General features: G+C 63.6%; 19 protein-coding genes. 13 read left to right on the plus strand and 6 right to left on the minus strand.

The window, feature by feature from the left end:
• Positions 1-308: 308 nt before the first annotated feature.
• The 3 genes from BM374_RS20525 to BM374_RS20535 all read right to left on the minus strand — a co-directional run bounded on the left by BM374_RS20525 (position 309) and on the right by BM374_RS20535 (position 3601).
• Positions 309-1262: a lytic transglycosylase domain-containing protein gene (locus tag BM374_RS20525; protein ID WP_092295569.1), complete on the minus strand. Its 954-nt coding sequence runs from the start codon at positions 1260-1262 to the stop codon at positions 309-311.
• A gap of 150 nt (positions 1263-1412) precedes the next feature.
• Positions 1413-2270, minus strand: coding sequence for a VOC family protein (locus tag BM374_RS20530; protein WP_092295572.1), 858 nt, complete (start codon positions 2268-2270; stop codon positions 1413-1415).
• 137 nt (positions 2271-2407) lie between these two features.
• Complete coding sequence (locus BM374_RS20535) at positions 2408-3601, minus strand: urate hydroxylase PuuD (protein WP_092295575.1); 1194 nt, start codon at positions 3599-3601, stop codon at positions 2408-2410.
• Between the two features lie 180 nt (positions 3602-3781).
• Between BM374_RS20535 and BM374_RS20540 the strand changes: the two genes are divergently transcribed.
• Complete coding sequence (locus BM374_RS20540) at positions 3782-5113, plus strand: PQQ-dependent sugar dehydrogenase (RefSeq protein WP_092295578.1); 1332 nt, start codon at positions 3782-3784, stop codon at positions 5111-5113.
• A 43-nt stretch (positions 5114-5156) separates the two neighbouring features.
• Here the strand turns inward: BM374_RS20540 and BM374_RS20545 are convergent, their stop codons facing one another.
• Positions 5157-5957, minus strand: coding sequence for an SDR family NAD(P)-dependent oxidoreductase (locus BM374_RS20545; protein WP_092295581.1), 801 nt, complete (start codon positions 5955-5957; stop codon positions 5157-5159).
• 258 nt (positions 5958-6215) lie between these two features.
• Between BM374_RS20545 and BM374_RS20550 the strand changes: the two genes are divergently transcribed.
• The 6 genes from BM374_RS20550 (at position 6216) to BM374_RS20575 (ending at position 11416) form a co-directional block, all read left to right on the plus strand.
• Positions 6216-7049 (plus strand): cytochrome ubiquinol oxidase subunit II family protein, encoded by an 834-nt coding sequence (locus tag BM374_RS20550; RefSeq protein ID WP_092295584.1) that lies wholly within the window; start codon positions 6216-6218, stop codon positions 7047-7049.
• The gene (cyoB, locus tag BM374_RS20555; RefSeq protein WP_092295587.1) at positions 7039-9042 is read left to right on the plus strand and encodes a cytochrome o ubiquinol oxidase subunit I; all 2004 of its coding nucleotides are present in this window, start codon (positions 7039-7041) and stop codon (positions 9040-9042) included. Before BM374_RS20550 ends, cyoB begins: the two co-directional genes overlap by 11 nt.
• The gene (locus tag BM374_RS20560; RefSeq protein WP_092295590.1) at positions 9042-9683 is read left to right on the plus strand and encodes a cytochrome (ubi)quinol oxidase subunit III; all 642 of its coding nucleotides are present in this window, start codon (positions 9042-9044) and stop codon (positions 9681-9683) included. Before cyoB ends, BM374_RS20560 begins: the two co-directional genes overlap by 1 nt.
• On the plus strand, positions 9680-10069 hold the full coding sequence (gene cyoD, locus BM374_RS20565) for a cytochrome o ubiquinol oxidase subunit IV (protein ID WP_092295593.1): 390 nt from the start codon (positions 9680-9682) through the stop codon (positions 10067-10069). Before BM374_RS20560 ends, cyoD begins: the two co-directional genes overlap by 4 nt.
• A 148-nt stretch (positions 10070-10217) precedes the next feature.
• Entirely contained in the window at positions 10218-10808 is a 591-nt protein-coding gene (locus BM374_RS20570; RefSeq protein ID WP_092295596.1) for a class I SAM-dependent methyltransferase, read from the plus strand.
• The gene (locus BM374_RS20575; RefSeq protein ID WP_092295599.1) at positions 10805-11416 is read left to right on the plus strand and encodes a DedA family protein; all 612 of its coding nucleotides are present in this window, start codon (positions 10805-10807) and stop codon (positions 11414-11416) included. The genes BM374_RS20570 and BM374_RS20575 overlap by 4 nt, the downstream gene beginning before the upstream one ends.
• A 253-nt stretch (positions 11417-11669) precedes the next feature.
• Here BM374_RS20575 and BM374_RS20580 read toward each other — a convergent pair whose 3' ends face one another.
• Entirely contained in the window at positions 11670-12458 is a 789-nt protein-coding gene (locus tag BM374_RS20580; RefSeq protein ID WP_092295602.1) for a thermonuclease family protein, read from the minus strand.
• Between the two features lie 200 nt (positions 12459-12658).
• Between BM374_RS20580 and BM374_RS20585 the strand changes: the two genes are divergently transcribed.
• From BM374_RS20585 to BM374_RS20600, 4 genes are all read left to right on the plus strand, one after another.
• Positions 12659-14257 (plus strand): GMC family oxidoreductase, encoded by a 1599-nt coding sequence (locus tag BM374_RS20585; protein WP_092296910.1) that lies wholly within the window; start codon positions 12659-12661, stop codon positions 14255-14257.
• A 7-nt stretch (positions 14258-14264) separates the two neighbouring features.
• Positions 14265-14714: a hypothetical protein gene (locus BM374_RS20590; RefSeq protein ID WP_092295605.1), complete on the plus strand. Its 450-nt coding sequence runs from the start codon at positions 14265-14267 to the stop codon at positions 14712-14714.
• 91 nt (positions 14715-14805) lie between these two features.
• Positions 14806-15825: a S1C family serine protease gene (locus BM374_RS20595; protein ID WP_092295608.1), complete on the plus strand. Its 1020-nt coding sequence runs from the start codon at positions 14806-14808 to the stop codon at positions 15823-15825.
• Between the two features lie 58 nt (positions 15826-15883).
• On the plus strand, positions 15884-17614 hold the full coding sequence (locus BM374_RS20600; RefSeq protein ID WP_092295611.1) for an FAD-dependent oxidoreductase: 1731 nt from the start codon (positions 15884-15886) through the stop codon (positions 17612-17614).
• A 149-nt stretch (positions 17615-17763) separates the two neighbouring features.
• Here BM374_RS20600 and BM374_RS20605 read toward each other — a convergent pair whose 3' ends face one another.
• Entirely contained in the window at positions 17764-21240 is a 3477-nt protein-coding gene (locus BM374_RS20605; protein WP_092295613.1) for an indolepyruvate ferredoxin oxidoreductase family protein, read from the minus strand.
• Positions 21241-21473: 233 nt separating this feature from the next.
• Between BM374_RS20605 and BM374_RS20610 the strand changes: the two genes are divergently transcribed.
• Both BM374_RS20610 and BM374_RS20615 read left to right on the plus strand, forming a co-directional pair.
• Positions 21474-22349: a hypothetical protein gene (locus BM374_RS20610; RefSeq protein ID WP_244552652.1), complete on the plus strand. Its 876-nt coding sequence runs from the start codon at positions 21474-21476 to the stop codon at positions 22347-22349.
• A 324-nt stretch (positions 22350-22673) separates the two neighbouring features.
• A complete protein-coding gene (locus tag BM374_RS20615; protein WP_092295616.1) occupies positions 22674-23372 on the plus strand; it encodes a cysteine hydrolase family protein in 699 nt (232 codons plus the stop codon).
• The last annotated feature ends 8 nt before the right edge of the window (positions 23373-23380 follow it).

Raw genomic sequence — 23380 nt, forward strand, 5'->3', positions numbered from 1 at the left:
TCGCGCGCTTGCTCTGCGGCGGTTGCGATTTTTCAGAGGTCGATGGGCGGGTTTACGAGCAACCGGAGGCGGGGTGCCTAATGATCGAGGGGCAGGGAGACGCCGGCCGATACTCGCGATGATGCCATTGTGCACCTGTTTTGCCCGACGAGTCAAACCGAGATTCTGAAAATCAGCAGTTGCCTCGCGACGCCCCCCGTTCCGGCAGGCGAGGGCTACGGTGCATGGGGTTGTTTTCGCGTTTTGCTGGATGGCGGCGCCCGCCTGCCGCGATCGCGAAGATGACCGAGACGAGAAGCCGGCCTGACCTAGCCCGCGGAGCGCTCGCGTGCCGCGACACGGATGGCGTGGGCTTTCGCGCCCTTCGCACGGGCCGCAATCATGCTGCGCCCCCTGCCATGCGCCGCACCGTTTTTGTGGAGCAGGGCAACGAGACGCTTGCGGGCGCGGTTTGCCGAAAGCCGTGCCGCCATTTGCTCGGCCTTGCGAATGATGGTGACGGTCGAAGGCGCAAGGTTCGCGGGTACCCAGGCGACGTCCTTGCTCTTGGACAGGCTGCCAACGCCTTCGCACGGCGCTTCGCGCGGCAGGTCGATCCGGATCGCCAGGGCTCCCGAACGCTCGATCCAGTCCTCGGCCTTGGTGCCGGTGATGATGCGGACATAGTCGCGCGTCTCGCGCGGCAAGTCGCTCTCCTTGGCGAGCCATTTCTGGATGCGGCCGGGGCCGGCATTGTAGGCGGCCGCGGCGAGACCGAGATTGCCGAAATCATCGCGGAGCTTGCGCAGGAATTTTGCCGATGCGGGCAGCGCCTTGATGGGATCGAAGGGATCATCGAGCCCGACCTCTGCGGCGGTCTCCGGCATGAATTGCGCAACGCCTTGCGCGCCGGCCTGGCTGACCTCGTTGGACTTGAACCGGCTCTCCTGCCAGAGCAGGCGGGCGAAGAACGGCACGGGAATGCCGCTCTCCTCGGCCGCTTCCTTGAGGGCGCGGCAGAATTGGTCAGTCGGCGAAACCGGAGCCAGTTCGGCCGTTTCGACCACGGGCGGCGGTTCGATCGTCTCTTCGTAGGAGGCGCGCGCATTGGCGAGCTCGATGGCCTGCACGCTTGCGAGGAAGAGCTCGGCCAAGGGGACCAGCGAGGGGGCGCGATCGGACTTTGGCGTCGCATTGTCGAAGTGAGAGCTTTGGGTCGGCGGAGAGCTGACGTCGCACATCAGAATCAGGAACGCAGCGCAAGCCGCGACGAGAAATCGCATCTCGGTAAGAGTCCTCGAACTGTGGGGAACGACCAGCGGCGCGCCGGTGACAAGGACTTCTTAACCGCAATTGCGGCGAAGCTGCGATGGCTGAGGACTTCCGGTGTTAGTACGGTGTTCCCGTCGCGGGAACGTGGTGCCGGTTCGATTTCAGCCGGCAATGAAGGCGAGCAGGGTGCCGTTGGCCTTGGCGGGCGGCACGACGATGGCCGTCCCACTGCGGACGCCTGCCGAGCCGAGCGCCTTCTCGGTTGCCGCGAGGTCGCCGCTGACGAGCACCAGCGCCGCGCCGCCGCGTTCGGAGAGGCCAGTGAGCGGCACGCCGGGATAGCGCTTGCCGAGCTGGTCGAGCGTCAGATACACGAAGTCGGCGCGGTCGCCGCCTGAGGTCACAGTTACCGCACCGTTGTTCTCCGCTTTCGATTCGCGATCGATCAGCCGCGCCAGATGCGCCGCTTCCTTCGCGGGCTCAGGCGTTGCGATCAGCACCTCGCTGATCCGCTTGGCCGCATTGGCGTGGGTCATCAGCTCGGGGATCCACACCGTCTCGCGGGTCTTGTGCTGGCAGGCGAAGATGCGCACGCCGCCCGGCGCTTCCGCTGTCGGCCACATGAAGGTGCGGAATTTGGCGGCCGCGACCGTGCCATCGGGCAGCGTCACCGGCCGCTCGAAATCGGTCGGACCGATCGGGGTAAGGCCACGTGCGCGGATCTCCTCGGCGCCTGCAGCGGAATCGATGGCGGTGAAGGCAATGCGCTCGATGCCTTCGCCGTGCCGATCGACAAAGGCCCGCGCCGGCGCGTTGTGCTCGGTCGGGACAAGCACGCCAAGCAGCTCCATGTAGTCAGGGTCGAACATGATGGTGTAGTTGCCGGTGCCCATATGCGCGCTGTGGGTGCCGCGCGGCGAGAGGGTGAAGCCGAGCCGCCGGTAGTTTTCGGCGGCGCTGTCGAGGTCTTTCACCATGACCACGGCGTGGTCGATACCGATGATGTTCTTGAGGGCCACTGTGATTTCCCCGGTGATTTTGGACGGCTTGAGCTGCCGCTGTCCCTGTCTACGCCGGATGGGCGATCAAGTCATTTTCAATTCAGTGGGAGGTCAGAAATTTCATTCCGCGAATGCGGCATCGACACGTTACGGTGTCAGCGATCCTGCTTGCCGATATAGGCGGCGAGGGTGGCGCGCTCCTCGCCGGTCATTTCGGTGATGTTGCCCGGCGGCATCGCGTTGGACCATGCGGCGACGCGCCCGATCAGGCGGATGTTGCGGTGGATGTTTTCCGGCGCATCGAGCAGAATGCCCTTCGGCGCGGTCACGATGCCGGCCCAGACCGGCTCGGCGGCGTGGCACATGCTGCAGCGGGACATCACGATGTCCTCGACATTGGCGAGCGTCGGCTGTGCCGACAGCGCGCTCGTCTTGACCTCGCGCGGGCCGGCTGCGGACAGCAAGAGGATCGCGATCGCACCCGCTGCTGCGACACCCCACACCCACCATGGCGATTTGCGTCCGGCATGGCCTTCGTTGAAGAAATGGCGGATCACCGGCCCCAGCGCCAGCACGATCGCAACGATGATCCAGTTGAAGCGCGTGGCATAGAGCAGCGGATAATGGTTGCTGATCATCAGCACGACGACCGGCAGCGTCAGATAATTGTTGTGGACCGAGCGTTCCTTGCTGGTCTTGCCGAGCTTCGGGTCGGGCGCCTCTCCCGCGATCAGGCTGGCGACGATCTTCTTCTGGTTCGGGATGATCACGGCAAAGACGTTGGCCACCATGATGGTCCCGATGATCGCGCCGATCTGGTTGAAGGCGCCGCGGCCGCTCAGCACATGGGTGAAGGCGTAGGTGAGGACGACCAGGAACAGGTAGCCGCCGATGGCGAAGGGCAGCTCGCGCTGCGCGAGGCCAGTGCGACAGGCGGCCTCGTAAAGAAGCCAGGCCAGCGCGAGGCTGCAGAAGCTGAACAAGCCGGCCTGGGCCGGTGTCAAATCGAGGACCGACTTGTCGATCAGGAACAAATCGGCGTCGAGATAATACACCACCACCATCAGCGCGAAACCGGACAGCCAGGTGGTATAGGCCTCCCATTTGAACCACGTCAGCTCATCCGGCATGTGGCTTGGTGCCACCAGATATTTCATGATCCGGTAGAAGCCGCCGCCATGAACCTGCCAGGCCTCGCCCTGCACACCGTCAGGCAGATCACTTCCGGGTTTGAGGCTGAGGTCGAGGGCGATGAAATAGAACGAGCTGCCGATCCAGGCGATCGCGGCCACCACGTGCAGCCAGCGCAGCAGCAGGCTTGCCCATTCCGTTACGATTGATCCCCACATGATCACCCCACCACCGCGACGCCGATGCCGCAGCTTTGATGACCGCAACCGGCGGTCGTGTCCCTACAATGTGTTGCACCGATCCGCGCCGTTTTCCAGTACGATGGGTCACGCCAAATGCACATCGTGCGGGCATGAGCTGACGTGGGATGCAGCAGCTAAAGTCGGGAGGAAGGTGACGTGATATCTCGTGTCTCGCACATTGCGCTAGCCGCATGGCTGGGAGTTGGCTGCATTGGCGCGCAAGCGGATCCCGTGCTGCAAGGCAAGAACGCTTTTGGCGACTGGCAGGCCGACAGGCCCGGCACCGTCAGGCTGATCCGCCCGCAGGACCTGCCGGCGCCCGGCGCCTCGCGCTCGGTCTCCAATCCTACGCGTGTGATGGCGCGTGGTGGTGCTACGCCGCTCGTGCCGGAGGGATTCAAGATCGAACTGTTGGCCGACGGCCTGTCCGATGCGCGCGTGCTGCGCGTCGCGCCGAACGGCGACATTTTCGTTGCCGAGACCGGACCCGGACGCATTCGCGTGCTGCGCCTCGGGGAGGGCGGCAAAGTCGCGACCAACGAGATCTTTGCCAGCGGGCTGGACCGCCCGTTCGGAATCGCCTTCTTCCCGAACGGCGACAATCCGCAATGGATCTATGTCGCCAATGCCGGCAACCTCGTCCGCTTTCCCTATCACGTCGGGGATCTGAAGGCCTCGGGCAAGCCCGAAATCATGGTGGCGAACCTGGCGCACGGATCGGGGCATTCCACCCGCGATATCGTGTTCACGCCCGACGGAAAGCGCATGCTGGTGTCGGTCGGGTCCGCCAGCAATGTCGCCGAAGGCATGGGGAGCCCGCCCGGCGGGCTCGAGGCCTGGTCGCACACGCAAGCCCTCGGCGCCTCCTGGGGTTATGAAGCGGAGCGTGCCGCTGTGCTCAGCTTCAATCCCGAAGGCAAGGACCGCAAGCTCTACGCCACCGGCATTCGCAACTGCGTCGGCCTCGCGATCCAGGTGCAGACCGGGCTGCCCTGGTGCTCGACCAATGAACGCGACGGTCTCGGCGACGATCTCGTGCCCGACTACGTCACCAGCGTGAAGGAAGGCGCCTTCTACGGCTGGCCGTGGTTCTACATCGGCAACAACGAAGATCCGCGCCACGCCGGTGCGCGGCCGGATCTGAAAGACAAGGTGACGGTGCCGGACGTGCTGGTGCAGGCGCATTCGGCCTCGCTCGGCATGACTTTCTATAAGGGCACGCAGTTTCCATCCGAATATCAGGGCGACGCCTTCGCCGCCGAGCACGGCTCCTGGAATCGCTCGAAGCGCACCGGCTACAAGGTAATCCGTATCAAGATGAAGGATGGCAAGCCAACCGGTGAGTACGAGGATTTTGTCACCGGCTTTGTCGTGAACGACGCCCAGGTCTGGGGACGGCCGGCCGGAATCGCGGTGGCCAAGGATGGATCGCTGCTGATTTCGGAAGACACCGGGGGCACAGTCTGGCGGGTGACGTATTCGCACTGAGCGAGCTTTTTTCGCCTCTGGCAGCAAGCGGGGGGAACGAGACCTACCCGCGTCTCACGCTCGCCCCGCCATCGACCGGCAGCGTCACACCCGTGATGAAGTTCGCCTCGTCGGATGCGAGAAACAGCGCGGCATTCGCGACGTCCCAAGCCGTGCCCATCTTCTTGCGCAGCGGCACCTTGCTATCGCGTTCGGCCTCGACCTCGGCGCGAGTCTTGTGCCACTCACGAGCGCGGGTGTCGACCGCCATCGGCGTGTTCATCAGGCCGGGCAGGATGACGTTGGCGCGGATGCCGTATTCGGCGTTCTGGTAGGCGAGCTGTTCGGTGAAGGCGATCATCGCCGCCTTCGTCGCCTTGTAGGCGACGTAAGGGTAGGTGGTGATCGCGGCCATCGAGGAGATGTTGATGATGGCGCCGCTCTTCTGCGCCCGCATGATCGGGATCACCTCTTTCGCGGCGAGAATGCAGCTTTTCAGATTGATGGCGACGACGCGGTCGAACGCTTCCTCGGTGATCTCTAGCAGTTCGGCATCGCCGCCGGACAGGCTGACGCCGACATTGTTGTGCAGCACGTCAATGCGGCCCCAGCGCGATTTTGCGTCGGCGACCATCGCCTTGATGTCGGCAGACTTGGTCACGTCGGCCCCGAAGGCCGCGGCGGTGCCTTGTCTGGCGGCGATCAGATTCACGGTCTCCTGCGCTGATTCCAGATGATGGTCGACGCACAGCACCTTCGCGCCCTCGCGCGCAAAGGTCAGTGCGGTGGCGCGGCCGTTGCCTATGCCCTCGCCGGGGCTCTGGCCGGCGCCCACGACGATCGCAACCTTGTCCTGCAGGCGCATGTCAGTTCACTCCCGGCATCGGTACCGCTCGAGTACCTCGTTCCATCCCGTTGTTTTTTTCGACGATAGCAACGGACTGCGAGCGTGAGAAGGCCGGGCGTCCCTCTCTCATGTCATTGACATCGCATGAATTTGCATGCCGCCCCTAACATTGCCCCGGCGGCTGTAGGAACCGAGTTCACGCGATCGCGTTTGTTGCGGAGCCTTTCCCCACGCTAGGCTCTTTCCCGGGGCTCCCAAACCGCCAGTGGCTTGCCGATGAATCTGCTCGATCCACAAGGCCCTGTGGCTGCGGCCAACAGCACCATTTTGGTTGATTCCGTCTTCATCATGCTTGCGATCGTGGTGCCGACCATCGTCGCGATCTTGGCTTTTGCGTTCTGGTTTCGCGCATCCAACCCCAGAGCGAACTTCCAGCCAGACTTCGTCTATTCCGGACGCGTCGAGATGGTGGTGTGGGCGATTCCCGCGCTGACAGTCATCCTTCTCGGCGGCGTCGCCTGGATCGGCTCGCATCAGCTTGATCCCGCAGCACCCGTGCCGGGCACCGGCAGCCCGGTGCGCATCCAGGCCGTGTCGCTCGATTGGAAGTGGCTGTTCATCTATCCGGACCAACGCATTGCCACCGTCAATACGCTGACGGTGCCGGCGGGAGCCGAGCTGAACATCCAGCTGACATCATCGAGCGTGATGAACGTGTTCTTCATTCCTCAGCTCGGCAGCATGATCTACACCATGAACGGCATGGTGACGAAGCTGAACCTGCGCGCCGACAATGAGGGAAAGCTTAAGGGCCTGTCGGCGCACTTCTCCGGCGACGGCTTTCCCGACATGATGTTCGACGTCAACGTGATCTCGCCGTTGTCATTTCCGGATTGGGTGGCGACCACCGCGAAGACCGACGCGGTGCTGAACGAGGAGAGCTACAAGAAGCTGATGCAGCAGGGCATCGAGAAGGGCAGGCCGACCTATCGGCTCGAAGACCCGCGCCTGTTCGACCTGATCGCGACCCAGCACATTCCCCCAGGCCCAGGGCCGCAGCTCGCATCCGAAGCCGGCCGATCGCAGAGTGGAGGCCAGGATGCTCGGTAAGCTCGACTGGTCGGCCATCCCGTTCGATCAGCCCATTCCGCTCATTGCAGGTGGCGTTGTGCTGGCAGGCATCCTCGCGGTGCTGATCTGGGTCGTAGTGAAGGGGCATCTGCCCTATCTCTGGCACGAATGGATCACCAGCGTCGATCACAAGCGTATCGGCGTCATGTACATCCTGCTGGCCTCGGTGATGCTGCTGCGCGGCGGCAGTGATGCCATCATGATGCGGATCCAGCAGGCGATCGCTTACCAGTCGCAGGGGTACCTGCCGCCGGAGCACTACAACCAGATCTTTTCGGCGCACGGCACCATCATGATCTTCTTCGTGGCGATGCCGTTCGTGATCGGGTTGATGAACCTCGTCGTGCCGCTTCAGCTCGGAGTGCGTGACGTGGCTTTCCCAACGCTCAATTCCGTCGGCTTCTGGTTGACTGCGACCGGCGCGCTGCTGGTCAATCTGTCGCTGGTGATCGGCGAGTTCGCCCGTACCGGCTGGCTCGCCTTTCCGCCGCTGTCGGAATTATCCTATTCGCCCGGCGTCGGGGTTGATTATTATGCCTGGTCACTGCAGATCTCCGGCGTCGGCACGCTGGTGGCCGGCATCAATCTCGTGACGACGGTGCTCAAGCTGCGCACCAAGGGCATGAATTATCTGCGTATGCCGATGTTCTGCTGGACCACGCTGGCCTCGAACCTGCTGATCGTCGCGGCGTTTCCGATCCTCACTGCTACGCTCGCGATGCTGCTGCTCGACCGTTACCTCGGCTTCCACTTCTTCACCAACGAAGCCGGTGGCAACGTGATGATGTTCATGAACCTGATCTGGGCCTGGGGACATCCGGAAGTCTACATCCTGGTGCTGCCGGCCTTCGGCATCTACTCCGAGGTGGTGTCGACCTTCTCCAGCAAGCCGCTGTTCGGCTATCGCTCCATGGTGCTCGCGACCATGGCGATCTGCATCATCTCCTTCATGGTCTGGCTGCATCACTTCTTCACGATGGGGGCCGGGCCCGATGTCAACGCCATCTTCGGCATCGCCAGCATGATCATCGCGGTGCCGACCGGGGTGAAGATCTACAACTGGCTGTTCACGATGTATGGCGGCCGGATCCGCTTCGCGACGCCGATGCTGTGGTCGGTCGGCTTCATGGTGACGTTCATCATCGGCGGTTTGACCGGCGTTCTCGTCGCGGTGCCTCCGGCGGACTTCATGCTTCACAACAGCATGTTCCTGGTTGCTCACTTTCATAACGTCATCATCGGCGGCGTGTTATTCGCCGCTTTTGCGGGCTTCGAGTACTGGTTCCCCAAGGCGTTCGGCTTCCGTCTCGACGAGCGCTGGGGCAAGGTGGGGTTCTGGTTCACCTTCATCGGCTTCTGGGTGACCTTCATGCCGCTCTATGTCGTGGGCATGTTGGGCATGACCCGGCGCATGCAGCATTACGACGTCGCGGAGTGGCGACCTTGGATGTTGGTGGCCGCGTTCGGCATGCTCTTGCTGACGATCGGCGTGCTCGCGCAGATCACGCAAGTCGTGGTCAGCGTCAGGAACCGCGAAGCTCTGCGCGACCGCACCGGAGATCCCTGGGACGGCCGTTCGCTGGAATGGGCGACCTCGTCTCCCCCACCCGTCTTCAACTTCGCCTTCTATCCCGATGTCCGTGGCGAGGATGCCTATTGGGCGCTGAAGCAGCACGCCCAGGAGCAGCAGCTCGGGGACCACTCGGGGCCGGAATATCAGGACATCGAGATGCCCAGGAATTCGCCGACCGGGTTCGTGTGTGCGTTCTTTGCCACGGTCATGGGCTTTGCGCTGATCTGGCACATTTGGTGGATGGTTATCCTTGGCGGCGTCGGCGCGTTCGCGACCTTCGTCGTGTTCGCGTGGCGCGATCACGACGAATACGTCATACCCGCAGCCGAGGTCGAACGGATCGATCGCATCAACGTCGAGGAGCGTCGTAACCTCGTCAGCCTAGCGGGGACGCTCTGATGACAATGACTGCGACTCTCGGGCACGCTCACGCTGATCCCCACCACATCGGCCGAGCCGCCGAACACCCCGGGCCGGCGCCGAAGCGGATCGTCACCGCATACGGCTTCTGGGTCTTCCTGCTCTCCGACATCGTGATGTTTTCCTGCTTCTTCGCGGCCTATGCGGTACTGTCCGGCCAGACCGCCGGTGGACCCAAGGGATCGGAGATATTCGATCAACGCAATGTCGCAATCGAGACGGTCTGCCTGTTGCTCTCGAGCTTCACTTGCGGCATGGCGAGCGTCGCGGCCGATGTCCGCAACCGGTTCTGGTTCTATCTCGGCATGGCAGTGACCTGCGTGCTCGGGCTGATCTTCCTGGCCATCGAGTTCAAGGAGTTCGCCGACCTGGTTGGCCGCGGCTACGGCCCCTCGCGCAGCGCTTTCCTGACCGCGTTCTTCTCGCTGGTCGGCTGCCACGGCCTGCACGTCTCGGCCGGCGTGCTTTGGCTTCTCACCATGATGGCTCAGGTCTTCGCCAAGGGCTTTCGCGCCGACGTGCTGCGCCGGATGATGTGCTTTGCGCTGTTCTGGCATGCGCTCGATATCATCTGGGTCGGTGTGTTTTCCGTCGTCTACCTGCTTGGAGGTGGCGCATGAGCGATCAGACGCACATGCATGTCGAACACGACCTCGCCCCGGGCGAAGAAGAGCAACACAGCGTCGGCGAGCGCATTCTCGGCTATGTGGTGGGTCTCGGCCTTGCGCTGCTGCTCACCGCGACCTCGTTCTTCATCGCGGGCACCGATCTGGTCTGGCAGCCTTCGATCCCCGTTGCGCTGATCGTGCTCGCGATCGCGCAGATGGGTGTGCATCTCGTCTTCTTCCTGCACATCACGACGGGGCCTGATAACACCAACAACGTACTGGCGCTGGCTTTCGGCCTGCTGATCGTCTTCCTGGTGGTCGGAGGAACCGTCTGGATCATGGCGCATCTCAATCAGAACATGCCGCCGATGGATCAGTTCATTCAGATGCACAGCTGAAAAGGCGCCGCCACGATCGGGGAATGGCATCTACCTTGCCGCGAGTAGCGGCGGAGGTCTGGTTGATGCGCAATGTTCTCGCAATCCACCGACCGTATTGCTCATGGGCTCAGGCTGCCGAATCAATCGGCGGTTCGAATGGTGTTCCATGTCTGATACGCTTCTCTTCTTCAGGACCCTCGTGTCCAATCCTTTGATGGTCGGTGCCATCGCTCCCTCAGGACCCGCACTTGCAAGTCTCATCACGAGCGGGATCGATCCGTCGGATGGACCCGTTCTTGAGCTGGGCCCCGGCACCGGGATCTTTACCGAGGCCCTGCTTGCGCGCGGAGTCCGTCAGACGGACTTGACGCTCGTCGAGTCCGTTTCGGACTTTGCCAGCGTTCTACGTCTACGTTTCCCCGAAGCCCGCGTGCTCCGGATGGATGCGGCGCGGCTCGGCGTCTGTCGTCTCTTTGGCAATACACCTCTAGGAAGTGCGATCAGCGGGCTGCCCTTGCTGAACATGTCCCCCAGAAAGGTCAGCGCCGTCCTGACCGGCGTGTTTTCGCTTCTGCGCAAGGGTGGCGCACTTTACCAATTCACCTACGGCGTTCGCTGCCCGGTGTCTCGGCGGTTGCTCGACCGCCTCGGCCTCAAGGCGAGCCTTCATGGTCGGGTCCTGCGGAATTTTCCGCCCGCCCGAGTCTACAAGCTTGTCCGGCGCAAGCCACTGACGTTGCACGAGGTCGGAAGATGATTGACCTGTCCGATTTGTCGGTCCTGGTTTCCGGCTTAGCTGGTTGGGGACTATTCGGCTTCACGATGTGCGCCGTAGCAGAAAAGCTCCTCCCGATCGTACCTTCCTACGGCATGCTGATCGCGCTGGGCATGTTCGTCATCCCGAATTTCGCCGCCTTGCCTTGGGCCGTCGCGGCGACCACAGCCGGGTCAACTCTTGGCTCGCTGATTTGGTACGCGGTCGGGCGGTGGTTCGGCCCGCAACGTGCCGAGGCACTGGTGCAAAGCGCAGGATGCTATCTGAACCTCAGGGTCGAAAGATATCGCCGTCTGACCAGCTCATATCACTGCAACCAGTTCTGGATTTCCGTTGCTGCCCAAGTCATTCCCCTTGTCCGCGTCTACATGGCTCTTCCTGCCGGGGCAGCGGCCATTCCACTGATGCGCTTTGCTACGGCGACGTTCGTCGGAGCCCTCGCCTGGAACGCCTCTTTCCTGTTGCTGGGCTACGGTTTGCGCGAAAGTCATGTCGATCCGGCGACCGCGGCCTCTACTGCGGTTATTGGCATCATCGTTGTCGAGGTCGGATTCGCTCTGACGTTCCGACTCATCCGCGGTCGGGCTTGAGTTGCGGCGTTCAAGCGCAGGGCCGATCCAGTGCGTCTCTTCACAAAAGAAGAGCCGCTTGTTTGTGACAAGCGGCCCAAGTCTAGGGAGGAAACGCCCGAGCAAAGCAATCGGACCGAAGCCGGATTGCCGCCAAGGAAACGCTCGCGCGAAGCGCTTGCGTACACATGTAAGTGCAGCAACTCCCGTTTCGGTTCAATTCCGGATCAATACGGTCTCGGACTACCACTCACGGATGAGTGAAGCCGTTGTTTCACTTTGGCCGGCGGCAATTATAGGCCTTGCGGAAGCCAGCCGCCTGGGCGTCGTCCTCCGAGCAGAACCAGCGGTCCGGCTTGGTGGTGGCCGCATAGCTCGGGCAGCCCCGCAGATGATAGATGCCGATATTGCCGGTGACGCGCGCACGCGCCGCAAGCTTGCCTTTGATGGCGCAGCTCGGCGGCGCCGTCAGATCCTCAGGAAACAGCACCGCGCGAATCTCCTTGTCGCGATCGGCGCGGCAGGCGGCGCCGAGCAATGCGCCGTCTTTCCTGCCGGTACGGAATTCTTGCGGTGCAACAAAGCAGCCCTTCCAGATGCCTGCCGATGCTGTTTTGGCCTCGGCGGCCGCCGGCTTCACATTGGCCTTGAGAGGTTCGCGCGCGATGGCAAAGCCGAGTCTGACCAGTTGCTCGTTCAACGAAACCTTGTCGCCCTCAACCGTGCAGATCGCGCGATGGCGCTTGCCAAAGTTCTTCTCGGGACCGACGTCGTCGCAACGCACCGGCTTTCCGCCGATCAGCTTGGTGAGCTGGTCACGGGCCTCGATGCCGCAGGTCCAGGGATCGGCATGATCGTCGATGCAGACCTGGTCCAGCTCGGGCGCGTCGACGCCGTCGAGCCGGTACGTGACGTCGCCGAGCTGGATCGAATTGGCGTCCCGGACTGTCGCCGTCCCGGTCAAAGCAGCGGCAGGGCTGGAAGTCGCCAGAAATCCGGACAGCGCGAGAAATATAATAAGCGCGAAGGCGCGTGCGACGGCCAATGAATTCTCGAAGGACATAATTTCTCGCTATCGATTGCTCTTGCCCCTCGTTCCTAGCATCCGGCAGACGCAAGACCAATGGTCTGCGCTGTGCGAAGTGCGACATTCGCCGGCCAGCCTTTACTCGCCGGCCGGTCTGCCCCTATCGTTCTCAGGCTTTGCAAGCCGTGATGGCCGAATCGCCCGGAAAGCGGCGAGGGCGGGAGGAAGAAGGTTTGATGAAAGACCCCGTGGACGTCCTGATCATCGGCGCCGGCGCTTCGGGCGCGGCGGTGGCATGGTCGCTGGCCGAGACCAAGATGCACATCGTCTGCCTGGAGCAGGGCGGCTGGATGAACCCCGCCGAATATCCCAGCACGGGCCGCGACTGGGAAGCCAAGTTCTTCGGCGAGTGGTCGTCGAGCCCCAACGTTCGCGGCCGTCCCGAGGACTATCCGATCAACGATGACAATTCCCCGATCAAGGTCGTGAACTATAACGCCGTTGGCGGTTCGACCGTGATGTACACCGCTCACTGGCCGCGGCTGCATCCCTCCGATTTCAAGGTGAAGACGCTCGATGGCGTCGCCGACGATTGGCCGATCGACTACGACGCGCTGACGCCGTTCTACGAAGAGAACGACCGCATGATGGGGACATCGGGCCTGTCAGGCGATCCGCTCTCGCCGCTGACCCATCCGCCGATGCCGCAGCAGCCGCTCGGCCTGTCGGGCGCCATCATCGGCAAGGCCATGAACAAGCTCGGCTGGCACTGGTGGCCGTCGGATACGACGGTCGCCACCATGGACTATGAGGGCCGTGCCCGCTGCATCAATCTCGGCCATTGTACGCCGGCCTGCGCGCAAGGTGCAAAGTCCTCGACCGACATCACCTATTGGCCGCATGCGATCCGCGCCGGGGTCGAGCTGCGCACGCATTGCCGGGTGCGCGAGATCGCCACCGACGAGAACGGTATGGCCTCTGGCGTGGTCTATTACGACAAGAATGGCGTCGAACAATTCCAGCCGGCGCATGTCGTGATCGTCGCCTGCAACGGCGTCGGCACGCCGCGGCTGCTGCTCAATTCGAAATCCGACCGTTTTCCAAATGGTCTTGCCAATTCGTCGGGGCTCGTCGGCAAGAACCTGATGTTCCACCCCTATGCGCAGATCTACGGTTATGTGAAGGAACCCACCGACTCTAATCGGGCGCCGCCGACCTGTCTGTGGAGCAAGCAGTGGTACGATACAGATCTGTCGCGCGGCTTCGTGCGCGGCTACGGAGTGCAGTTCGTGCGCGGCGCCGGGCCGGTATTCGAGGCCGTCGTCAGCGAGCAGAAGGGCATTTTGCCGTGGGGCGAAGATCATCACCGCGTCTTCCGCAAGCTCAATGGCCATCGGCTCGGGTTCTCCGCGATCTGTGAGGATCTGCCGGAGGAGCACAACCAGGTCACGCTCGATCCCGTGCTGAAGGACAGCCACGGCATCCCCGCGCCGAAGATCGACTACACGATCTCCGAGAACAGCCGGAAGATGATGGAGCATGCGCTCGCGCGCGGCCGCGAGGTGCTGGAGATGGCGGGCGCGACCGACATCTGCATCAATTCTCCGATCCCGTGGGGCGGGTGGCATCTGCTCGGCACCGCGCGGATGGGCACCGATCCCAAGAAATCCGTCGTCAACGAATGGGGCCGCGCACACGATGTCAAGAACCTCTTCATCGTTGACGGCAGCATCTTTGTCACCTCGGGCGGCGTGAATCCGACCTCCACCATCCAGGCCCTTGCGCTCTACATCGCCGACCAGATGAAGCAGCGCCTCGCCAATTTGTTCGACTGAGGCTGCCATGTCCGAAAGTCTTCAACTCACGCGCACGCAGCGCGACGACCTCCGCACCGTCGCCGGGATGATCGTGCCGCCCAGCGACGAGTACAAGGTGCCCGGCGCCGACGATCCTGCGATCCAGGCCGATATGTTGGCGACGCTCGGCCGCGACATCAAACTGGTGTCCGCGGCGCTGGACCATCTGGCCCGACTGGCAGGGCAGCCGCTGGCGGAGCTCGATGCCGCCCGGCGCGATGCAGTGGCGCAGGAGTTTCGCAAGAGTGGTGGTGCAGCCGCGGCAACGCTCATCCGCGTGGTCCTGCAATGCTACTACCGCGATGACCGCGTGCTGACTTCGCTCGGGCTCGAGCTGCGCGCGCCATTCCCCAGGGGTCATGTACTCCCGGATGGCGACTGGTCGCTGCTCGACCCGGTCAAGGCAAGGGGCGGCACGCTGCGGCGCGTGCCCTAGCCACTTGGGCAGTCCAGCCCTGAACCCGGGCCGCGGCACTTGCGGGAGGGGGAACAGGCCACCATCTGTGTGAGCCTCAAGGACTCCGACCATGCTGGATTTTACCTCGGATATCGCCGATGACGCCGCGTCATCGCGAACGACAGCTGCTGTCCCGGTCGATGACCGGGCCCTGCTGGACGCCTATTCCAATGCCGTGATCGCCGTGACCGACCGCGTCGGTCCCGCCGTCGTGCGCGTCGAGACCGGGCCAAAGACGCCGAATGGCCGTGAGCGCGGTGGGCTCGGCTCGGGCATCGTGATCTCGCCTGATGGGCTCGTGCTCACCAACAGCCATGTGGTCGGCGCCTCCAAGGAGATCCGGCTGCGAGATGTCGAGGGCCATGTCGGGGATGCCCGCGTGCTTGGCGTCGATCCCGACACGGATCTAGCGCTGCTGCGCGCCAACGGCGTGCGCGATCTGCCCTATGCCGCGCTCGGCAATTCCAAGAGTTTGCGGCGTGGTCAGCTCGTGATCGCGATCGGCAATCCGCTCGGCTTCGAATCGACTGTGACCGCCGGCGTGGTCTCGGCGCTCGGTCGCTCGATCCGGTCGGTCAGCGGGCGCACCATCGAGGACGTGATCCAGACCGATGCCGCGCTCAATCCCGGCAATTCCGGTGGACCGCTGGTGTCGTCGAATGCGGAGGTGATCGGCATCAACACGGCCATCATCAACGGTGCGCAAGGCATCTGCTTCGCGGTTGCCAGCAACACCGCGCAATTCGTGCTGTCGGAGATCATCCGCCACGGCTACGTCCGCCGCGCCTTCATCGGTGTTGCCGGGCAGACCGCGCCGGTTCCGCGGCGGCATGCGGTGCTGGCCGGCGTCGAGAACAAGATGGGCGCGCTGATGATGCAGATCGAGCCTGACGGACCGGCGGCGAAGGCGGGCCTGTTGCCCGGCGACGTCGTGATCAGGCTCGACGGCGTCGAGATCAACGGCGTCGACGATCTGATCCGGGTGCTCGACCGCGACCGGATCGGCCGGCGGCTCGCCATGGACGTGTTGCGGCTCGGCCGCCTGCGGTCGATTGATATCGATCCGGTCGAGCGGAGGCCGCAGCGCTAGCTGTGAGCCTGGGGGCAGGATATGACGGTGTCATGCTCCACCTTCGGACCTTTGCCGCATGATGCCGGCCCAGGAGACTTACGACGTCATTGTCATCGGCGCCGGTGCCGGTGGCATGACGGCGGCCGCTGTTGCTGCCGCTGAAGGCCTGCGCGTGCTGGTGATCGAGAAGATCGCGTTGATCGGTGGCACGACTGCGTGGTCCGGCGGCATGGTCTGGATTCCCGCCAATCCCAAAATGAGGGAAGCGGGGCTCGCCGACAGCATCACCGATGCCGTCCAGTATCTGTCGAGCACGGTGCCTGAGACTGTCAATGCGGGCTTGCGCGCGGCCTTCCTTGCGCGCGGGCCGGAGGCGATCGCTTATCTCGAAGCCAAGACAGACGTGCGCCTTCAGCCGGTGAAAGCCTGTCCGGACTATTATCCGGAGCGGCTGGGAGCGACATCAGGCGGACGCGTGCTGGAGCCGGTTGCATTCGATGGCACGCGGCTGGGTGTCCATTTCGCGCGGCTGCGCGCGCCGCTGCCGGAATTCACGCTGTTCGGCGGAATGATGGTCAACCGGCTCGACATCCCGCATCTGCGGCGGACCGGAAAGTCACTGCGTTCGACCATGCGCGCGGCGCGGCTCGTCTCCGAATACGCATTGCAGCGGCTGCGCAGTCCGCGCGGGACGATGCTGCATCTCGGCAACGCGCTCGCGGCCCGGCTCTATGCCTCGCTCCTGGCGCGGCAGGTCGAAATCCTCTTCAGTGCCGACGTCGTGGATTTGTCCATGCAAGGCGATCGCGTCGGTGGCGTGGTCATTCGCCATGGCTCACGCGACCGTTCCATTGCAGCGCGTCGTGGCGTGGTGCTGGCGACCGGCGGCTTCTCGCACGATGCGGTCTTGCGCAAGCGCTTCTTTCCAACTGCGGCTGGATTAGTCTCGGCGACCAACGCCGCTGCTACGGGCGATGGGCTCCGCCTTGCGACCGCTATCGGCGCGGCGCTCAACACGGACGCAACGAGCCCGGCCTATTGGGTGCCTGCCTCGTTATTCCGCCGTGCCGATGGCAGCCGCGGTGTGTTTCCGCATACGGTGACGGACCGCGCCAAGCCCGGTGTGATCGCCGTCAATGCTGCGGGCCGGCGCTTCGTCAACGAGGCGCTGTCGTATCATGAGTTCGTGCTCGCCATGCTGCGCGATGGCCACGGTGAGCCGAACAGGCCGTTCTATCTAATCTGTGATCGTCAATTCCTCTGGCGCTACGGCCTCGGCCGCATCAAGCCGTTCACGCACAATGTCCGGCGCTTTGTGGTGGCCGGCGAGCTGATCGAGGCGCCCGACATCGCAGGGCTTGCCGCCAGGATCAGCATCAAGCCGGCTGTGCTCACAGCGACGGTTGCGAGTTACAATTCCGGTGCGAATGAGGGCCGCGATCCCGAATTCGGACGCGGCAGCACCATCTATCAACGCCATCTCGGCGATGCCGCACACAAGCCAAATCCGTGCGTCGCGCCGATCGTCGGGCCGCCGTTCTTCGCGATGCGCATCTATCCGGCGGATCTTGGCACGGCGATCGGCATGAAGGTCGATGCGCAGGCGCGCGTGCTGCGCGAGGACGGCTCGCCGATCGCGGGGCTTTACGCTTGTGGCAACGACATGGGCTCGATCATGAACGGGAATTGTCCGGGGCCGGGAATCATGCTCGGACCGGCCCTGACGTTCGGGTATATCGCGGGGCGGCATCTGGCGGAGGGGGCGGCGGCGTGTAAGACGACTGCCGGCGTGCCAGCCTCAGTCTAGCGACTTCCACCCCTGTCATGCCACGGCTCGACCCGGGCAATCCAGTACGCCGTGGCGTCTCGATTCTATCTCGACTGTCTCTGGAATACTGGATCGCCCGATCAAGGCCGGGCGATGACAGTGAGTAAGTGGCGAGCGCGTTCCACAATCTACTCAGCCGCAGCGGCAAAACGGCTGTTCTCCAGCTCCGCTTCCAGCCGCGCCGTCTCGGCCGCCGCCAGCTTGACGTTGGCTTCCTTGACGTGACCGAAGCCGCGGATACTCTGCGGCACACGGGCCAGGCGCACCAGCAGCGGGATCTGCTCCGCCTGCAGCCCGACGACGCGCTGATCAATCATTGCCAGATAATCTGCGATCAGCTTCCGCTCCGTCCGCCGTTCCTCGGTGCGACCGAAAGGATCGAATGCGCCGCCGCGGAGGAATTTCAGTCTGGCCAGCACGCGGAAGGCATGGATCATCCAGCCGCCGAACTCCTGTTTCTGCAGCCGTCCCGTCGCCTTGTCGCGCTTTGCGAAGATCGGCGGGGCGAGGTGGTACTTCAGCGTGAAGTCGCCGTCGAATTTCTCCGAGACCTTCTTCGCAAAACTGCCGTCGGTGTAGAGCCGCGCGACCTCGTACTCGTCCTTGTAGGACATCAGCTTGAACAGGTTCTTCGCGATTGCCTCCGTCAGCTCCGTGGACGCCGGCGAGGCGGCCGCCTCCGCCTTGCGCACTTTGGCGACGGCCGCGAGATAGCGGTCGGCATAGGCCTTATCCTGGTAGCGCGTCAGGAACTCGGCGCGCGTCGCGATGATGTCGTCGAGCGATTTGCTCGGCGCCGAGGTCCGGCTTTTGAACTGCAGCACGCTGCGCACCCGCGACATGTCGTGGGCGGCGAGGCGGCCCCAGGTGAAGGCGAGCTTGTTCATCTCGACCGCGGCGCCGTTGATCTCGATGGCGCGGAGCAGCGCCTCCAGTGTCAGCGGAATCGCGCCCTTCTGGAAGGCGAAGCCGAGCATGAAGGGATTGGTGGCGATGCTGTCGCCCATCAGCGCGGAGGCGATGCCTGTCGCGTCGATGATGTCGAGGTTCTTGTCGCCAACCGCATCACGCAGCACGGTCTGCATCGCGCCCATCTCGAAATCGAGATCGGGATTCTGCACGAAGCTCGCCGTCGGCTGCAGATCGGCGTTGATATAGGCCTTGGTCACGCCGCGCTCGGCGCGGCTGAGCGCGCCCGGGCCGGCCGAGACGATCATGTCGCAGCCGAGGATGACGTCGGCGCCGCCCGTGGTGATGCGGACCGCGGAGATGTCTTCCGGCTTCCGGGCGATGCGCACATGGCTCATCACCGCGCCGTTCTTCTGCGACAGGCCGGTGAAGTCCAGCGCCGAGCAGCCACGGCCGTCGACATGCGCGGCCATGCCGAGCAGGGCACCGATGGTGATAACGCCGGTGCCGCCGATACCGGTGACGAGGATGTTGTAGGATCCATCCAGCTCACGCATGGGCGGCAGCGGCAAATCGGCAAAGAGCTGGCCGGAATCGACTGCCGAGGTCTTCATCCGCTTCAGCGAGCCGCCATGCACGGTCACGAAGCTCGGACAGAAACCTTCGATGCAGGAAAAGTCCTTGTTGCAGTTCGACTGGTCAATCTGGCGCTTGCGGCCGAACTCGGTCTCCAGCGGCTGCACGGAGACGCAGTTGGAAGCCTGCGAGCAATCGCCGCAGCCTTCGCAGACGAGCTCGTTGATGAAAGCGCGCTTGGCGGGATCTGGATAGAGCCCGCGCTTGCGGCGACGGCGCTTTTCCGCGGCGCAGGTCTGGTCGTAGATCACGACGGTGAGGCCGTTGATGTCGCGCAACTCGCGCTGCACGGCATCGAGTTCGCGGCGGTGATGGATGGTCGCGCCCTGCGGAAAGTAGTTGCCGTCAGGATATTTGTCCGGATCGTCCGAGACGATTGCGAGCCGTTTGACGCCCTCGGCCCAGACCTGATGCGCGATCTGCGCGACATTGAAGGCACCTTCGGCCGGTTGGCCGCCGGTCATCGCGACGGCATCGTTGTAGAGGATCTTGTAGGTGATGTTGATGCCGGCGGCAGAAGCGGCGCGGAGCGCAAGCAGGCCGGAATGGGTGTAGGTCCCGTCGCCGAGATTCTGGAAGACGTGCTTCTCGCTCGTGAAGGGCGACTGACCGATCCAGTTCACGCCCTCGGCGCCCATATGCGAGATCAGATCGGTGCGACGGGTCGGCATGCTCAGGGCCATGCCGTGGCAGCCGATACCGGCCATGGCGCGGCTGCCCTCGGGCACGCGGGTCGAGGTGTTGTGCGGACAGCCTGAGCAGAAGTACGGCGTGCGCGCGAGCTTGATCGGCGCACTTGAGGTGACGGGATGGTCGAAGGCCTCGAGCCGGGCGAGGCGCTGCTCCAGCACCGGGCTGTGGTGCCCGAGCTTGCGCAAGCGTGCCAGCAGCGCGCCAGCAACGATGGTCGGCGTCAGTTCGCCCTCGCTCGGCAGCAGTGGCGCGCCGCGCTCATCGCGTTTTCCGGTGACGGTCGGACGCTTCGATGCATCGATGTTGTAGAGGATGCGCATCAGCTGGTCTTCGATGAAGCCGCGCTTCTCCTCGACCACCAGCACGTCCTGAAGGCCTTCGGCGAAACGCCTCGCGCCGCTTTCCTCCAGCGGCCAGGTCAGAGCCACCTTGTAGATGCGAAGGCCCAGGTCCTGCGCGTCCTTGTCGGTAATGCCTAAGTCGGCGAGCGCCTGGCGCAGATCGAGGTAGGCCTTGCCCGTAGCGACGATGCCGAGCCGGGCTGGCTTTGAATCCAGCACGATGCGGTCGAGCCGGTTGGCGCGCGCGAAGGCCTGCACCGCTTCCATCTTCGGGCCGAACAGGCGCTTCTCGGCTTCCAGCGGCGGATCGGGCCAGCGGATGTTGAGACCGCCGGGCGGCATCTCGAAATCATCGGGCAGCTTGATCCGTATGCGCTCGGGATCGCTGTCGATGGAGGCGGAACTCTCCACGGTTTCGCTGATCGCCTTGAAGCCGACCCAGCAGCCGGAGAAGCGCGATAGCGTAAAACCGTAGAGGCCGAGGTCGAGATAGTCCTGCAGCGTTGCCGGATTGATCACGGGGATCAGCGCCGCGGCGAACACCTGCTCGCTCTGATGCGCGAGTGTCGAGGACTGGCAGCCATGGTCGTCGCCGGCGAGCGCCAGCACGCCGCCGTTGCGCGACGTGCCGGCCGCATTGGCATGCTTGAGCGCGTCGACCGAGCGATCGACGCCGGGGCCCTTGCCGTACCAGATGCCGAACACACCGTCGACCTTGGCGCCAGGAAACAGGCCGACCTGCTGGCTCCCCCAGACCGCGGTTGCAGCCAGGTCCTCGTTCAGGCCCGGCACAAAGGCGATGTCGTGCTGCTGAAGGTGCGACTTCGCGCGCCACAGCGCGTGGTCGTACATGCCGAGCGGGGAGCCGCGATATCCCGAGATGAAGCCACCGGTGTTGATCCCCTGAAGCCGGTCGCGTTCGCGCTGCAACATGGGCAGGCGGACCAGGGCCTGCGTGCCGGACAGGTAGATCCGCTTCGATTCGAGCCGGTATTTATCGTCCAGCTCGACCTGCAACAGCGTCATTTCAGGAGTCCTCGTCGTCGTGTCCGGTGGGAATTTTGCGCCGCGGAAAGAAGGGCGATCTGCGAAGCGGATGTTGGCAGTCAAAAGCATGGAGCCCCGAAGTCAATATCGCTGGCCGCATCCGTGGCGGGCCTGCTAGTCATGGCTGCCTGTGGAAGACTGCAATCGCGTTCGATACTGAGATCACCGAGACTGGGGGCGCTCTGATCGGACCGTGGCGCCGGCCGCGGCAGATGCTGCAAGCCCAGACCTACGACGCGCACGCCTCGATCCACGACGATACCACCGCGCAGAAGCTCGGCTTCAAGGGCGGTACCATCGAGGGACCAACGCATTTCAGCCAGTTCGCCCCGCTCGGCGCGCGTCTGTGGGGACATGCGTGGTTCGAGAGCGGCTGTCTCTCCGCGCATTATCGCAGTGTCTGCTATGAGGGCGAGGATGTGCAGGCGATGCTGTCAAAACCGTTGCCCGGAGCGCGCCAGTCCCAGATCCAGATGGTGAAACGCGACGGCACCGAGGTGCTCCGCGGCACGGCCTCGGTCGGCGATTCCGGCGCTGCCACAGCACTGGAGACGCGCCTCTCCGAGCTCAAGCCGCTTGCCGATCCCGTGATCCTGCGTGACGTGCAGGTGGCTCACACCAGCAAGCGGCAGACAGTGCGGATGGCGTTCGACCAGAACATGGGTGACCTCTATCCATTCTCGCTGCGGCAGAAGCTCGCCGTCATCACCGAGAACTCGCCCTATTATTCTGACGCAGACAATCCGTGGGGCAGAGCCATCATCCCGATGGAGATGTTGAGCGTGCTGTTCCAGTACCGCTCCAAGGATGATCCACTGCCCGCGAAGGGGCCGGCGGTCGGCCTGTTCGCCGACCAGGAGATCAGGCTGGTGAGGGGACCGCTCTTCGTTGACGAGGAGTACGAGGCCGAGCGCGAGGTGGTTGCGCTGTCCGGCAGTCGCCGGACCGAGAGCGCCTGGGTCAAGACGCGCGTGTTCGACAAGGCGGGCGCGATGGTGGCAACGATGTTGCTCAACATGGCGACGCTGAAGGATTCCTATGCATCGTATGAAGAGGAGCATCGGCGGCTGTATGGGGCGGCCCGATAGCACTATCCTCCTCATTCCGGGGCGCGCAGCGCGAACTACGATGCGCAATTGCGCATCTGAGAATCCATTTCGCCGCGGATATCGTCGCCGATGGATTCCGGGCTCGACGCTTCGCGTCGCCCCGGAATGACGACAGAGGCCGCTCATCGCTTAAGCAAATGCACGTCGCAAAGCGGTCGCACAGCGAATAAGCAGACGCGCTCCCTTTCAGTAACGTTTTGATAGTGCAGTTAATTTCTCAACGCTGCGCTTCCAACCGTAGTTGTACACAATGGCACGGCGCTTGCAGAACTCCTGGCCAAGAGAGTTCTCGCGAGGGGCGTGATGTTGAACTCAGCTAAGCCGACACTGGGCGTCATCAATGCCGAGCCCGAGCCGATCAAGCTCGACTGGGTCGCCACCGCGCTTCTCGTCATCGATATGCAGCGCGACTTCATGGAACCCGGCGGCTTCGGCGAGACGCTCGGCAATGACGTCAGCCAGCTTGCGCGCGCGGTGAAGCCGATCGCCGCGATGCTGAAGGCGGTGCGCGACGCCGGCATGCTTGTCGTCCACACGCGCGAGGGGCATCTTCCTGATCTTTCCGATGCGCCGCCTGCAAAAGTCGAGCGCGGCGCGCCGTCGTTGCGCATCGGCGATCCCGGCCCGATGGGGCGCATTCTCATCCGCGGCGAAGCCGGCCACGACATCATCCCCGAACTCTATCCGCTCGACAACGAGGTCGTGATCGACAAGCCCGGCAAGGGCGCGTTCTACGCCACCGAGCTCTCGGATGTGCTCGAGAATCACGGCATCGAAAATCTGCTGGTGTGCGGCGTCACCACCGAAGTGTGCGTGAACACCACCGTGCGCGAGGCCAATGATCGCGGCTATCGCTGCATCGTCCTCTCCGACGGCTGCGCATCCTATTTCCCCGAGTTTCACGAGATGGGCCTGAAAATGATCAAGGCCCAGGGCGGCATCTTCGGCTGGGTCGCGGACTCAGCCGCAGTTCTGGAGGCGATGAAGACTTCGACCACATAGGGGTATTA

The sequence above is a fragment of the Bradyrhizobium sp. Ghvi genome (assembly GCF_900115265.1).
Lineage (GTDB): Bacteria > Pseudomonadota > Alphaproteobacteria > Rhizobiales > Xanthobacteraceae > Bradyrhizobium.